Origin of the sequence: Paenibacillus sp. FSL K6-2859 (genome assembly GCF_038008265.1) — a bacterium.
Classification (GTDB): domain Bacteria; phylum Bacillota; class Bacilli; order Paenibacillales; family Paenibacillaceae; genus Paenibacillus_AQ; species Paenibacillus_AQ nitricinens.
Genome location: NZ_JBBOYU010000001.1, coordinates 1,995,061 through 2,009,969 on the forward strand (window position 1 = coordinate 1,995,061; position 14,909 = coordinate 2,009,969).

Below are 14,909 nucleotides of genomic sequence, written 5' to 3' on the forward strand. Positions count from 1 at the left end.
AGTGTTTAAGGAGGTTATGATCGATGAGATCGAGCGGTATTCTTCTGATTTTTATAGCGCTTATAGTAACCGGTTGCTTTAACCAGCCATCCAATGGAGAAGACAAATTCACAACTACCATTAATGAACAAGAAGATGTGATAAACAGCCATGGAATGATTGTTAAGAATCTCAAGAAGCTGGATGCTTTTATCCAAAATAAAGCGGGTACGCAGCGTGTGGTTCATTACACAATTGAAGGTGATCCGATCTTTAATGACTTGAAATATACTGACCAAGGGATTGAAATGCGGCATGATAATTCCGAAGATACGTTTGGTAATCCCCAAGTAACCACATACACTTGTCAGAACCTTGTTAGAAACGAAACGGATAAACTTCTGTCGTATACCTTAACGGGCTGCGAGGGCGAACAAGCAAAGATCGAGCTGCTACAGATTCCTTTTGACGTAACGAAACAAGATAAGTTTGAGTTTGTTTTAAAGTATGGTGTGAACCAAAAGAACGAAATTAATACGATAGAGAAGAAGTTGGTCAAAGATCTCCAGAATGGGGAAGTAGTCGAGGTTAGCGATTTTGAGCTTTCTGAACAGGAACGAGGACAAATCTATAAAGAAATGGTACTAGCGAATTACCTAGATGAAAAAGAATTATCTACCGAGTGTAATCGAAAACCTGCTGAAAGTTATGATTTATCGGTTCAGATTAATAGTGGAGAGCGTCATTATCAGTGGACGGAATGCCAGAATACTGAGGATGACGGTCAGATGACTGAACTAGCCCAAACGATCATTAAAATCGTGCAGGCTGGGAGCATTTATAAGCAACTTCCTGAGGTTAAGGGGCATTACGAATAATTTAAATAAATTGAACTAAAACATTCTAAAAAGGAAGAGTGGCGGAGGGGAAGTTTGGAACTGTAGGAGCGATAGCGTCCGCCTGAAAGCTTTCCGTAGGAAAGCTCGCTTCGGAAGCATAGGCTCACCGGACTTCAATCGTGAAACACGGTATATAATCAAAGAAATCTGGTGACAACAGCGGCCGAAAGTCCAAACATTCCCCGCAGTCACGTGTACCTTAAAGAAATACCTTAAGTTTTTAACTAATTTTTATTCTCAAATCATTGGAGGCAGTATTCATGCACCGTATATTATTAATTGAAGATGACGAAGCAATTAGTGAAATGGTTAGGTCCTATTTAGTAAAAGAGGGCTATGAAGTGGAAACGGCGTTTGATGGTGAAGTAGCGGAAAGAACATTCCGTACTAGTAATCCTTTTGATCTTGTATTATTAGACCTCATGCTGCCCAAGCGCAGTGGGACGGATATTCTCCAGACGATCCGTGCGAAAAGTCTAGTTCCTGTGTTGATCATGTCGGCCAAGGACAGTGATGTGGATAAAGCACTTGGACTTGGCTTTGGGGCAGACGATTATATTACCAAGCCATTTTCAATGATCGAATTAGCTGCAAGAGTGAAGGCTGCGATTCGAAGAGCGGGTTATGTTACTCCCACCATCCAACCGGAAGCTCCAATTCCTGCGAAGCAAAAGATTTCCATTGGTGGCCTGACTGTGGATTTGGATAATTTCTCTGCGCTAAAAAACGGGGAAGAAGTGAAGTTAACGTCTAAGGAATTTCATATTCTTAAGCTGTTCGTTACGCATCCGGGCAGAGTCTTCACCAAAGCGCAGATTTATGCTAGCGTATGGGCAGATGATTATTTCGGAGATGAGAACGTTATTAATGTACATATGAGAAGATTACGTGAAAAAATAGAAGATGATCCCTCCCATCCAGAGTTCATCAAGACATTATGGGGGATCGGGTATAAGCTGGGAGAACAGCTATAATGAGTATGGCGCTTAGTGTGATCATTGTACTCCTGCTCGTCGTCATTGGATGGCAATATCAGCATTCGCGTAAAGCTTCAAAAGACCTGAAATATATTCATGACAAACTAAGTAGCATCATGGCCGAAGGTTCACACGAAAGACTGCTGTTATTTAGTAGTAATTTAGAGCTGCAAAGTGTGCTAATTGATCTAAACCGGCTGCTCGACGTTAACCATAAAGGAAGCATTGAGCGCGTGAAGCTGGAGAAATCCATGCGTAATATGCTGTCGAATATTTCCCACGATCTAAAGACTCCGCTAACGGTAGTACTCGGTTATATTGAAACAATTCTGCAGGATGAGCATATGCCAGCCGAGGAACGGGAACGTATGATGAACACAATTCACCAAAAAGCGAATGAAGTGATCCATCTGATGAACAAGTTTTTTGATTTGGCCAAGCTGGAATCGGGGGATCGGGAAATCAATCTTTCACGTGTGGAGGCAGGCGAGGTGTGCAGACGTAATATTCTCTCTTTCTATGATATCCTAAGCGCCAAGGGCAGTGAGGTAGAAATAGAGATCCCTGATGACTCGCTTTATTTCATGGGAAACGAAGAGGCGCTTGACCGGATACTGACCAATTTGTTATCGAATGCGATTACTTACGGGGATGCCGGAGGCGTATTAGGTTTGAAACTCTATAGTGATAAGAACAAAGTATACATAGATGTTTGGGACAGGGGAAAAGGCATTAGTGAAGTTCACCAGGATAAAGTATTCGAACGGCTCTATACACTGGAGGACTCGAGAAATCGATCATATCAAGGGAGTGGTCTGGGTCTGACGATTACCAAAAGATTAACAGAGCAGATGAATGGAACCATTACACTGGTTAGTCAACCGTTTGTGAGAACGGTATTTACCCTTTCTTTTCGCAGACTAAGCTTCTAAGGAGTGAAATTGTGTACAGCTTAAGATTTTCGTAAGAATCGAGTAATAAAAAAGAAAATTCTGCTGTGTACAATAAGAACTAAGGAAGACGAGACGAAAACAAAGGGGAGCACGGAAATGACTACGATACTTCGAACAAGAAATTTAACAAAAACCTACCAAGGCAAAGAAGCTGTCAGCAATGTGAATATGAATATTAAACAAGGTGAAATTTATGGTTTTCTTGGACCGAACGGTGCCGGCAAAACAACGGTCATGAAAATGATCACGAACCTCGTTAAACCGACGAGTGGCGAGATTGAGTTTTTTAATGAAAAAATGACAAATCATTCGTATGAAATGCTCAAACGGATGGGCTGCATCATTGAATATCCAGTGTTCTATGATAAGCTGACAGCCAAAGAAAACTTGATCCTGCATGGAGAATACATGGGCTATTATGATCCGCAAGCGATTGGCGAAGCACTGGAGCTGGTAAAGCTTACAGGTATCGATAAAAAGCCGGTGAAGCAATTTTCGCTTGGGATGAAGCAGCGCCTTGGTATTGCCAGAGCCTTTATGACGAAACCGGAGCTACTCATTCTGGATGAGCCGATTAATGGACTAGACCCTGTGGGTATCAAAGAGATGCGTGAAGTGTTCAGGATGCTCAGCCGTGAATATGGAATGACGTTACTTGTATCTAGTCATATTCTGGGGGAAATCGAGCAGATTGCTGATACGATCGGTGTGATCCGGCAGGGTGCTCTGGTAGAAGAGGTGGCGATGGATTCCATTCGCGGTCAAAATACAGAGTATATCGAAGTGGTTACGAATGAGATTAATAAAGCAGTGTACGTGCTCAAGCAAAAGCTTGGCCTCAATAATTTCAAAGTGCTGGACCATATTACAGTAAGAATATATGACGGCGGAATCTCACAACGTGATCTGAATAAGGCGTTAGTGCTAGCAGACGTGGAGATTGAAAGCATCAGCAAGAAACAACATACGCTGGAAGATTATTTTTTACAATTGATTGGGGGTGAGGGCGTTGCTTAAATTAATATCTTTGGAGATTCGGAAGAATAAGCTAAAGACCCTTCTCACAGGAGCAGCAATCGTCAATCTCGCTATTCTTGGGTTTATGATTATGGTTTTATTCGTGGATCGAAATGAGAATGAACCGTCATTCGCTTCTTATGCAGATATGTTTGAGGGTGTGTTCGTTTTTGTTAAGGCTGCTTACATTATTTTCGCTTCCGTTATTATTAGCAGGCTGGTGATTGATGAGTATAAGAACAACACGATTACTCTTCTCTTCATGTATCCTATCTCACGTAAAAAGCTAATGACGGCGAAAATATTGATAGTATTCGCCTTCACATTTGTTGCTATCATTGTGTCAGACATTGTAGTTGGCGCTATGCTAATAGGATTTAATTCGTTTGTAGGACTTATTCCTGGTGAGTTAAACCTTCCTATGATTACTTCAGAACTGTTTAAGTTGGGTGCAAACGCATTTTATGCAGCGGGTATCGCTCTGATCCCATTGTACTTTGGAATGAAGAAAAAATCAGTTCCAGCCACCATCGTCTCGGCTGTGTTAGTTACGTCCCTAATTTCTGGTGGATTTGATCAAGCACGCTTAGGTAATTTAGCGGCGGTGTCGATCTCGCTTGGATTGTTAGGAGCAGGTATTGCCTATATGGCCATTCGCAATATTGACCATAAAGATATAGCCTAAAATATTTACAGAAATCCCTCTTAAGAATCTCAGTACGATGTGTAAGTCATCGTGGTTGGGTTCTAAAGGGGGATTTAGTGTTTATTTGCGACCGATTAAAGTATATTTGCTATAATGATCAAAATAGAAGAATTTAAAATTTAAGATGATTTCCGTTCATTTTAGGGTAATGATAATGGATGAGAGAGCCTGAGGTGAAATGAATTGTGGATAAAGACTGGACGTCCATTCTAACACGATTGCTTTCGGAAGAGAGCGCTTATAAATCGTTATATGACCATCATCCTAATTTGATATTTGTGTTGGATCGGCAAGGTCGCTGCGTAGGAACGAATCGTACGTTCTATCTAGAATCCAGTGCAGAAGCATCGTTCCGAGATATAGGTCTGACAGCACATAAAAGATTATACCTTGTTGATGTAGCTAGCTTTGAGGCTGCCCTGCAAGGAAATCCCTCTAGCTTTGAATTGCAAGATTTGAACAATCCCAAAGCAGACGCCGTGAGGGGGGATTTTATTCCTATAACGATAGATGAGGGAATTGTCGGGGTATTCGCGATCATACAAGTGGATAATAGCAACTATCATCATTATTCGGAAGGGCTGCATGACTGGCTAAATGCATTGGCAGATTCTTTTCATGCTAAATTATCGGATAAGGTAGAACTTGAGTCTAACTTCAAACCTACTTTTGCTGCTGAAGTCGAGAATAAGAGAGCGAATCTTATTCTGAACTCCGTCTCAGCTGGAATATTTGTACTAGATCATTTGGGACGAACGCTCTTTATTAACCGTGAGGGAGCGGATATGTTAGGTTACCAGCCTACAGAATTGGTTGGCCTGAAGCTGATGGAATATATTCATCAAATCCAAGGCGATGGCTCACGTTATTCAACCCCTGATTGTCAGATCAGTCTTACGATTGCAGATGGAATTATCCGCAGGAAAGATGATGAGATCTTTTGGCGTAAGGATGGAACGAGCCTCTTCGTTAATTATCGGGTGGCGCCGCTTATGGATGGGGGGATGATCTCAGGAGCAGTTATTGCTTTTAGTGATATCACGAATGCAAAAGAAATCATTCGCGCTAAAGAATCTGCAGAGCAGGCGGCGCAAGCCAAATCGGATTTCTTAGCAATGATGAGTCATGAAATTCGGACACCGATGAATGGAATGATAGGGATGTCAGACCTTTTACTTGAAACCGATCTTGGAGAAGAACAGCGGGGGTATGTCGAGATTTTACGAAGCAGTAGTTACACGCTTTTACAGATCTTGAATGACATTCTTGATTTCAGCAAGATGGAAGCGGGTAAAATGCCGCTGCAAACCGAATCGTTTGAACTTCGAGAGATGATATCGGACATCATTGATTTATTTACGCCTAAAGCCGAAGAGAAGAAGCTGGCCTTGCGGTGGTGGGCGGATACGAGTGTTCCAACAACGTTACTGGCTGATCCGATCCGTTTGCGGCAGATTATTGTTAATCTGGTAGGGAATGCTCTGAAATTCACAGAGCATGGGAGCGTTACACTATCGGTTAAGAACATTCCACTTTCGGATTCAAAAGAATATTTGCTAGAATTCTCTGTACGTGATACAGGTGTTGGGATTGCCGATAATAAACTCAATTTATTATTTCAATCCTTCTCACAGCTGCACCCGACCATCAACCGTAAATATGGCGGTACAGGGCTGGGACTCGCGATTTGTAAGCAGCTGGTTGAGCTGATGGGTGGGACAATCTTTGTAGAAAGCGAAGAGAATAAAGGTTCAACGTTCCGGTTTATGTTACCCTTCATAAAAAATGAGGTTGAGTAAAATTCAACTTCAGATCAGGAGTGGTAAACGCACAAATCCCCGGTCCATTGATTTGCGAAGCAATGGCCGGAGATTTGCATGAGATGATTAATCTTGAAGCATATACATGAGACCTACAGTATGTGGACCACAATGGCTACCAATAACACAACCTGCGTTGAGGATAGCTATCTCATTGACTTGAGTCTTCTCTCGTATCGCTGTCTCTAGATAGCGAGCATCTTCTTCCGCCAAGGTATGTACAACGATGAGCAGCTCTCTATCCATCCGATCGATGTTAACCAAGGCGTTCTGGAGCATTTGTTCCACGGCTTTTTCTTTTTTGCCACGAATTTTACTAGTAGGTACGATGCTGCCGTCTACAAGTCTAAGAACAGGACGAATTTTTAGCAGACTACCGATGAAATTCTGCATACCTGAACAGCGTCCACCCATATATAAGTAATCTAGCGTATCTACCACGAATTCTGTTTCTACAAGATTGCGACTCTGCTTCAGCATAGCTGCAATCTCAATGACACTGTGACCTTTTTCAGCGGCTCTGACAGCTTTCATAACGAGAAGAGCAATGCCTCCACATAAGGTCTGTGAATCAATAACCTGTACACGACCCTCAGGGAATTCCCCGGCAGCCAAAAGTGCATTCTGATATGTAGAGGATAGTGACGAGGAGAGACTGATATATACAATATCATCTCCACGGTTAATTACCGGATGAAAAGCGGCGATAAAGTCAGCTGGCGAAGGCGCGGCAGTCTTTGGCAATACTCCGCTTGCGGCTACACGGCGATACACTTCCTCTGGTGTGATATCTTCACCATCTTTGTAGGTTCCTTCTTCAAACACTACGTAAAGGGGAACGATGCCGATATTAAAAGTATCCTTCCAGCCTTGAGGCAAATCGGAAGTGCTGTCTGAAAATATTTTTACAGTAGACATGAATTTCTCCTTCACCGATAATCGGACGACAATAGTCATTATTGAATCACATAATCTATTTATTATACCAAGATTAAGCCGATTCTCAAAATGAAATCGTAGAAATTCTGAAAGAAAGAAAGACTATCCGGAATTCCGAATAGTCTTAGTAAGCTTTAATTTTTTTTCATAACCGGTATCCAGATCTCGCAGCGATAATCCTCTGCATCAGGTCTTCCCGGAAGGTATAACTCAAACTCGGGTCCTCCTGTATGCTCATAGCCTGTTGCAGGGAACCATTCCTGAAAGATCCGTGACCATGCTTGCTGAATAGCATTCGGCATTGGCCCAACTGAGGTGAACACAGCCCAGCTCGCAGCTGGTATCGTCGTAGAAGCAAAGCCCTGAGCATCCGTCTCTGGAGAGGCTTCGACAGCAATCCAATAGGAGAAGGTTTCTTTTTCGTGATTGAAATCTTTACAAATCCCAAGAATGTCCTTATCAACACCGATCTCAATCAGCTTATCCGACGTACCATTTTCGTTAGCTTCAATCCACAGCTGGGGGATACGGCGTAAATTCTCCCCATCTTTCGTTGTCATTTCCTCAACTAGTCCGATAACATTAAAAGCTTCTCTTGTCTCAATTCTGTAGTCCATTTCTTTATCTCCCTTCAGTGATAGATGGAAGGAGAGTCTAGGGAAGGCTTTGAGCTGTACCCCTGACTCCCGCGCAGCAGAAGGAGTAATTCCATGTGCTTTGCGGAATGCTTTGGCAAACGACTCGGGAGAGTCATATCCGTATTTTAATGAGACATCTAGCACCTTAACTTTAGAAATAGCGAGTTCCTGTGCCGCCAGAGTTAGTTTCCGTTTACGGATATAGTCTTTGACAGATACTCCGGTAAGCATGTAGAACATACGCTGGAAGTGAAAAGGGGAAGAATAAGCCACCTTTGCTATATCTTCTATATTAAAGGTTTCCTCCATTTTACTCTCCATATAATCTAAAGCTTCTTTCATGCGGATAAGCCATTCCAAGCCTGCCATCTCCCTTTGAGTTCATACTATCATGCCACCATTTGCAAATCCTGTTATTCCTTGCTCTCTAATGACAGGTTGCTGATGGAAGAATGATCTTAACAAAATCATCCTATATAGTATAACTCAGGAAGACGGAGAGAGTCAGCTTTGTAATCTGTACACTCTTGCTTCGTAAGGACGCAGAATTTCTCGTGTGGGTGAATCATCCGGATAATTTCCAATGATTAAATCAGTCACGGTGCTCAGCTCTGCGGAGAGATCAACGGTTTGAGGAGCCTCGCTGAAGTTCAGCAGGATCAGCCATTGTTCATCATCTAAAGTTCTGGTATAGGCATAGATGTTCTCATGTTCAGGCAGTAGCAGCTTATATTCTCCATATACCATAATCGGATTTTTTTTGCGCAAAGCAATTAATTCCTGGTAGTAGTAGAAGATTGAATCAGAATCCGCCAATGCTTGCTCTACATTAATTTCCTTATAAATCGGATTTACTTTAAGCCATGGTTCTCCCTCTGAAAATCCAGCATTAGCTGATGCATCCCATTGCATTGGGGTACGGGCGTTGTCTCGGCCTTTGACATGGATAGCGTTCAGAATCGTCTCATGATCTGCGCCACCCTCAGTTACTTTTTCACGGTACATATTCAAAATTTCGATGTCTTTATAATCTTCCAGCGTTGTGAATTTTACATTCGTCATCCCAATTTCTTCACCTTGGTAAATATAGGGGGTACCTTTAAGTGTATGTAGTAAGGTAGCGAGCATTTTGGCAGATATTATGCGATACTTCCCATCATCACCAAATCGTGAAACCATACGCGGCTGGTCATGATTGTTCAAGTACAGACTATTCCAACCCTTGTCAGCCAGACCGACCTGCCATTTATGAAGGATGTCGCGCAGTTTAGTTAATGTCCATGGGGCTACATCCCATTTGCCTCCTGGACCGGAATCTACGTCCATATGCTCGAATTGGAATACCATCTGAAGCTCTTCACGATCTTCGTCTGTGTAAAGAACGGCATCCTCTACCGAAGCCCCTGGCGTTTCCCCGACGGTCATAATGTCATAGCCCGAAAGAACCTTTTGGTTCATTTCATGTAAAAACTCATGGACCCGGGGGCCATTCATAAAGTAATCGCCACCCCAAGCAAGTTCCTCTGGCGCCTCGCCCTCGATTTGAAAGGAAGGCAGTCCTTCCGCTTTAGAAATCAAATTAATGACGTCCATCCGTAATCCATCCACACCCTTGTCAAGCCAGAAGGTAATCATCTTGTACAATTCCTCGCGCAGCTTTGGATTGTCCCAGTTGAGATCCGGTTGCTTGCGTGAGAACAGATGTAGATAGTATTCGCCAGTAGTCTCATCTAGCTCCCAAGCCGGACCGCTGAATATGGAGCTCCAATTGTTAGGGCGTTCGCCATTCGGTCCACCTGGACGCCATATGTAGTAATCACGGTAGGGATTATCTTTTGACGAACGGGACTCTACGAACCAATGATGTTCATCAGAAGAGTGGTTGATTACAAGATCCATCATTAGTTTTATACCACGATCATGCAGTCCGGTCAGTAGTTCCTCCCAGTCTTTTAGCGTGCCGAACTCATCCATAATATCTTCGTAATCGCTGATGTCATAACCATTATCATCATTTGGCGATTTATATACTGGTGACAACCAAACTACATCGACACCGAGCTTCTGCAAATAATCCAGACGTGAAATGATACCTTGCAGATCTCCAATACCGTCACCATTACTATCTTGAAAGCTGCGTGGATAGATTTGATAAACGACAGCTTCCTTCCAAAAGGTTCTTTTCATTAATAATCACTCCTTATATAAGTTATCCATTTAGGAAAAAATTAAAGAGACCCTAAAAAGCTATTGGCTTCAAGGGTCTCTTGTGGTGTCGGTTTATACAGTGACGGATTTGCTGTCAGCAGTGATGCTGCTTAGGCCGTTCACGGTATATTCTTTGTCATAGATAGTAATAGAAGCTGGGATATCCGTTTCATTCGTAACCGTAACTTGTGCATCCGACACGCTTACTTTTAGACGGGAGCCACGGAACATGATTTTGAATGAGTATGCACTCCAGTGACCTGGGTTCGATGGGTTCAGAGTCAGTCGGCCATCATGCACACGTAATCCGCCGAAGCCATGTACGATTGACATCCAAGTACCGGCCATACTAGTGCTGTGTAAGCCGTCTTCGGTATCATTGTTATAGTTATCAAGATCCAGTCTTGAAGTACGCAAGTACATTTCATAAGCCTTATCTTTATATCCTAGTTCGCTGGCTAGAATAGAGTGGATACAAGGGGATAGGGAGGACTCATGAACAGTGATCGGCTCGTAAAAGTCGAAATTCCGCTTTTTGGTATCCAGATCGTAACGGTCTCCTAGGAAATATAATCCCTGCAGAACGTCCGCTTGTTTAATGAAGCAAGAACGCAGGATACGATCCCACGACCATTTTTGGTTAAGTGGCAGGTTCTCAGCTGCCAGATCCTTAACTTGAATAATCTCTTTGTCTAGGAAGCCATCTTGCTGCAAGAAGATACCCAGTTCTTCATCCGCAGGATAATACATCTTAGCGATGATATCATTCCATTTAGCGGTTTCGCTCTCTTGGAGCCCTAATTTATCAACTAGTTCTGCATAGCGCGTGGATTCATTCTTTTTCAGATAATCCAGTGCTTCTAAGGTATATTCCATAGTCCAGGAAGCCATCCGGTTGGTGTACCAGTTATTATTTACGTTATTTTCATATTCATTAGGGCCTGTTACGCCAAGCATCACGTATTTGTCTTTACGATTTGCATAGTGAACTCGTTCTTCCCAGAAGCGGGAGATTTCCACAAGGACTTCAAGGCCATATTGACCCAGATAAGCTTTGTCTCCTGTGTAGTTCACATAGTTGTAAATCGCATAAGCAATGGCTCCATTACGGTGAATTTCTTCAAAAGTAATTTCCCACTCGTTGTGGCACTCTTCACCGTTCATTGTAACCATTGGGTACAACGCACCTTTTGCAAAACCAAGCTTACGAGCATTTTCTTTAGCCTTCTCCAAGTGCTTGTAACGGTAGATTAACAGGTTGCGGGCAATAGAGGAGTCCGCTGTACTGAGATAGAAGGGAACGCAATACGCCTCTGTATCCCAGTAAGTGCTGCCGCCGTATTTTTCACCTGTAAAGCCTTTAGGTCCAATGTTCAGACGGTCATCTTCACCATTGTAGGTTTGGTTTAGCTGGAAAATATTGAAACGAATCGCTTGCTGAGCCGAAACGTCACCTTCAATAATGATGTCGCTTTCTTTCCATTTCTCTCTCCAAGCTTCTATTTGTTCGTTCAGAAGGGTTATAAAACCAGCTTCCTTAGCAGCTTGTAAAGCCGTTTGAGCGGCATCGACCAGTTGTCCAAGACCATGATTACGCGAGGTTACGTTAGCAACATATTTATAAATGACGATGTGATCGCCAGTTTGTACGGAGACATTGATTTTGCTAGCTACATATTTCTCTTGTTCAATCGCTTCAGCCTCAGTGTTGACCTTCTCACCATTGACTTGGATATCAAAAGCCATTGCAGAGGTTACATGAAAATCGAGCTTTTTAGTCTTAAGAGTAAGATGCCCGCCTTCAGTGCCTGCTTGTTTCTCAACTTCATTCCAGAATTTCTCGTCATAGTTGGAATCCTTGTTCTTCACATCGCCGTCGAGATAAGGAGTGATTGTAATCTTGCCTGAGAAATTAACAGGAGTGATGGAGTAACGAATAGCCCCAATTTCTTGACGAGTCATGCTGACAAAACGTATACTCTCAACTTTTACTTCCTTACCATCTTCAAGCGTGGCAGTAAAGCAGCGGGAAAGCGTACCTTCCTTCATGTTAAGAACACGACGGAAATCGGAAACCGTACATTTTGCCAAGTCTAAAGGAGTGCCCTCAATGTCGATGTTAATACCGATCCAGTTCGTGCTGTTCAGTACTTTAGCGAAATATTCGGGATAGCCGTTCTTCCACCAGCCGACCCGTGTTTTGTCAGGATAGTATACGCCAGCCATGTAGCTGCCTTGCAGGCTGCTTCCACTATATTGCTCTTCAAAATTAGCTCGGCCACCCATAAATCCGTTGCCAAGGCTAAATACACTTTCAGAGATTTCTTGTGTCTGTGGATCAAAGGATTCTTCAATAATGGACCATTCATCAATTGTTAAATATTGTTTCACGATAACCGGCTCCTTTAAATATGTTGTGGGGATATATAATGAACTATATCTCTACTTGGGTGCTTGTGAGTCGCTCCGCTGGCGAAAGGTTGTTCCGATCGCTGTTGTCCCCCGATGCTTAAAAGAATTAAAGGTGAGCATCTGGGGACAAAGGCGAACGCTAGCGCTTCTACACAATCCTTTCGCCATCTCCACTTCAAGCGTACCTCTAGATATACATATTTCATTTATAAGTGGAATGTAGCAGGGCGAATCACATTAACACTTTCAGTTGATTAATGTTCGTTAGACTTTATGCAAAAGATTTTTTGAGTTGTGACACACTCATATGAGCGAGCGATGGAACGACGATGTTCGCCGCATTGAGCGTTTCCGGTGAACCAATACCAACGCTGAACATTCCAGCACGAGTTGCAGCTTCAATTCCTGCTTCTGCATCTTCGAAGACAACACAGTGTTTAGGATCAGCGCCAAGTGCTTTAGCACCTAAAAGAAAAACTTCCGGATCAGGTTTAGCAGCACTAGTGTGTGTGCCATCAATGATCGCATCAAAGTAAGGGGTCAATCCGGTATTATTTAAAATCGTCATTGCGTTCTTACTAGCAGAACCGAGGGCAACTTTGATGCCATTCTCACGGCACTCTTTCAGAAAATCAAGCGCACCTGGCAAAATCTCTGAGCTGTCCATTTTCGCAATATATTCGACATATCGATTATTCTTCTGTTCCGCAAGCTTAGCTTTCTCTTCTTCATCGATAGTTAGTCCGCCGATTTCCAGCAAAATGTTTAGCGAGGCCGTTCTGCTGACTCCTTTAAGGCGTTCGTTATCTTGTTCTGTGAAGAGAAACCCTAATCCATCTGCAAGCTCTTTCCATGCGATATAATGGTATTTGGCAGTGTCAACGATAACACCATCCAAATCGAACAAGCAGGCTTTAATTTCCGTCATTGTGGTACCTCCTAAAATTTGTGACAGTATCGTGATCCATTGGGTTTGCTTTCAATTCGTATAAGCTTTGCTAAAGATGTTAAGTTTATCTTAACCTCAGATTCGAATATTCACCCTGAAAAGAACTGGATCAAGAAGTTTTAGTAATTTAGCGCAAACGTTTGTACAGATTTTCAAAAAATAAATGAAGCGTTGATCGCTTCACTTATTCATTCGGTTTTGTTCTTAGCATGAGCGTACATGGATGACTCTCTCACAATCAGGCGATGTGGAATAACAAATCGGTTTGTATAACCAGCATCGTGGTTCGGACTCTTGATATTCTGGATAAGTACCTGAGATGCAGTGTAGCCAAGATGATAAATTCCAATATCAATACTACTGATCGGAGGGCTGGATAATTCAGATAATGGAATATTGTTAAAGCTTACAATAGCGAGATCGTCAGGCACTTTGTATTTCAGTTCATTCAATCCGCGTAAAATTCCGAACGATACCATATCATCCACTGCAACTAAAGCAGTAGGCCGATTAGGCAAATTCATGAAAAAAGACATCGCTCTATATCCGCTATCCTGTAGAAATTCACCTTCTACAATCCATTCATCACGCATTTCAAGACCGCTATTCAGCAATGCTTTACGGTATCCTGCGAGACGATCGCGAGAAACAATTAGATTCGGTGGTCCGCTTACGAAGCCAATACGTTCATGACCCATCGCAATGAGGTGGTTTGTAGCATCATATGCTGCCATCACATTATCGTTATCGACAGATAAAATATTCTCATACCGATCACTTCGGCCTACCAGTACGAATGGATAATCGTTACTCTCTAGAAAATCAATAACAGCATCATCTGTACGAGAGTAAAGCAGTATAACACCATCTACTCGACGACCCTTTAGAAGTCTTGAAACGGCTTCCAATTCTTCCTTCTCGTTTGCTCCGGAACTAATTAACACGTCGTAGCCGGAACGGCTAGCTTGTGTAACGATCCCCCGGATTAATTCCATAAAAAATAGATTTGAGAACAGCTCTTCAGCTGGTTTAGGAAGACTGAAGCATATGCTGTTTGTAGTTTTCGACACTAGACTCTTAGCCATCATGTTAGGTGTATAGCCCATATCTTCCATAATAGCTTTGACCTTGCGGGAAGTTTCCAGGCTGATTCTGGGGTGATTGGACAATACCCGGGATACCGTGGAGGGAGATACTCCCGCTTTCTTGGCCACATCCTTAATGGTAACTGTCATAGAAACCTCCTTATGGAACCGTTTGCTTTACACAGTAATATTAATCTAAGCGATCTAAATTGTAAATAGATAAAGTCATTTGGAAGGGGTAATATTGCTACTTTTGGAAAGAGTATTAGAAATTTATATGTAAAATTGTTTGTTTTCACCAAAAAAGCATGAATAAATTAGCAAGAT

General features: G+C 42.5%; 12 protein-coding genes. 6 read left to right on the forward strand and 6 right to left on the reverse strand.

Features of this window, described 5'->3' with window-relative positions:
• Positions 1-23: 23 nt before the first annotated feature.
• The 6 genes from MHB64_RS08625 to MHB64_RS08650 all read left to right on the forward strand — a co-directional run bounded on the left by MHB64_RS08625 (position 24) and on the right by MHB64_RS08650 (position 6,330).
• Positions 24-857: a DUF4362 domain-containing protein gene (locus MHB64_RS08625; protein ID WP_341134159.1), complete on the forward strand. Its 834-nt coding sequence runs from the start codon at positions 24-26 to the stop codon at positions 855-857.
• Positions 858-1,138: 281 nt separating this feature from the next.
• Positions 1,139-1,852, forward strand: a complete 714-nt coding sequence (locus MHB64_RS08630) for a response regulator transcription factor (RefSeq protein WP_094873897.1) — start codon at positions 1,139-1,141, stop codon at positions 1,850-1,852.
• Positions 1,852-2,787, forward strand: coding sequence for a sensor histidine kinase (locus MHB64_RS08635; RefSeq protein WP_341134160.1), 936 nt, complete (start codon positions 1,852-1,854; stop codon positions 2,785-2,787). The genes MHB64_RS08630 and MHB64_RS08635 overlap by 1 nt, the downstream gene beginning before the upstream one ends.
• Before the next feature lie 117 nt (positions 2,788-2,904).
• Positions 2,905-3,825, forward strand: a complete 921-nt coding sequence (locus tag MHB64_RS08640; RefSeq protein WP_341134161.1) for an ABC transporter ATP-binding protein — start codon at positions 2,905-2,907, stop codon at positions 3,823-3,825.
• Positions 3,809-4,510, forward strand: coding sequence for an ABC transporter permease (locus MHB64_RS08645; RefSeq protein ID WP_341134162.1), 702 nt, complete (start codon positions 3,809-3,811; stop codon positions 4,508-4,510). The genes MHB64_RS08640 and MHB64_RS08645 overlap by 17 nt, the downstream gene beginning before the upstream one ends.
• Before the next feature lie 206 nt (positions 4,511-4,716).
• Positions 4,717-6,330, forward strand: coding sequence for a PAS domain-containing sensor histidine kinase (locus MHB64_RS08650; protein WP_341134163.1), 1,614 nt, complete (start codon positions 4,717-4,719; stop codon positions 6,328-6,330).
• Positions 6,331-6,417: 87 nt separating this feature from the next.
• Here MHB64_RS08650 and MHB64_RS08655 read toward each other — a convergent pair whose 3' ends face one another.
• The 6 genes from MHB64_RS08655 to MHB64_RS08680 form a co-directional block, all read right to left on the reverse strand.
• On the reverse strand, positions 6,418-7,269 hold the full coding sequence (locus MHB64_RS08655) for a DegV family protein (protein WP_094873906.1): 852 nt from the start codon (positions 7,267-7,269) through the stop codon (positions 6,418-6,420).
• Between the two features lie 155 nt (positions 7,270-7,424).
• The gene (locus tag MHB64_RS08660; RefSeq protein WP_179281728.1) at positions 7,425-8,288 is read right to left on the reverse strand and encodes an AraC family transcriptional regulator; all 864 of its coding nucleotides are present in this window, start codon (positions 8,286-8,288) and stop codon (positions 7,425-7,427) included.
• Between the two features lie 144 nt (positions 8,289-8,432).
• Entirely contained in the window at positions 8,433-10,115 is a 1,683-nt protein-coding gene (locus MHB64_RS08665) for a glycoside hydrolase family 13 protein (RefSeq protein ID WP_341134164.1), read from the reverse strand.
• Between the two features lie 93 nt (positions 10,116-10,208).
• A complete protein-coding gene (locus MHB64_RS08670) occupies positions 10,209-12,527 on the reverse strand; it encodes a glycoside hydrolase family 65 protein (protein WP_094878403.1) in 2,319 nt (772 codons plus the stop codon).
• A 292-nt stretch (positions 12,528-12,819) separates the two neighbouring features.
• The gene (pgmB, locus tag MHB64_RS08675) at positions 12,820-13,476 is read right to left on the reverse strand and encodes a beta-phosphoglucomutase (protein ID WP_094878404.1); all 657 of its coding nucleotides are present in this window, start codon (positions 13,474-13,476) and stop codon (positions 12,820-12,822) included.
• Positions 13,477-13,685: 209 nt separating this feature from the next.
• On the reverse strand, positions 13,686-14,732 hold the full coding sequence (locus MHB64_RS08680; protein ID WP_094873917.1) for a LacI family DNA-binding transcriptional regulator: 1,047 nt from the start codon (positions 14,730-14,732) through the stop codon (positions 13,686-13,688).
• Between the last annotated feature and the right edge of the window lie 177 nt (positions 14,733-14,909).

Excerpts from the sequence above, each read along its gene's own strand:
- MHB64_RS08625 (WP_341134159.1), top strand. The coding sequence starts at position 24 with ATGAGATCGAGCGGTATTCTTCTGATTTTTATAGCGCTTATAGTAACC.
- MHB64_RS08630 (WP_094873897.1), top strand. The coding sequence starts at position 1,139 with ATGCACCGTATATTATTAATTGAAGATGACGAAGCAATTAGTGAAATG.
- MHB64_RS08635 (WP_341134160.1), top strand. The coding sequence starts at position 1,852 with ATGAGTATGGCGCTTAGTGTGATCATTGTACTCCTGCTCGTCGTCATT.
- MHB64_RS08640 (WP_341134161.1), top strand. The coding sequence starts at position 2,905 with ATGACTACGATACTTCGAACAAGAAATTTAACAAAAACCTACCAAGGC.
- MHB64_RS08655 (WP_094873906.1), bottom strand. The coding sequence starts at position 7,269 with ATGTCTACTGTAAAAATATTTTCAGACAGCACTTCCGATTTGCCTCAA.
- MHB64_RS08665 (WP_341134164.1), bottom strand. The coding sequence starts at position 10,115 with ATGAAAAGAACCTTTTGGAAGGAAGCTGTCGTTTATCAAATCTATCCA.
- pgmB (WP_094878404.1), bottom strand. The coding sequence starts at position 13,476 with ATGACGGAAATTAAAGCCTGCTTGTTCGATTTGGATGGTGTTATCGTT.
- MHB64_RS08680 (WP_094873917.1), bottom strand. The coding sequence starts at position 14,732 with ATGACAGTTACCATTAAGGATGTGGCCAAGAAAGCGGGAGTATCTCCC.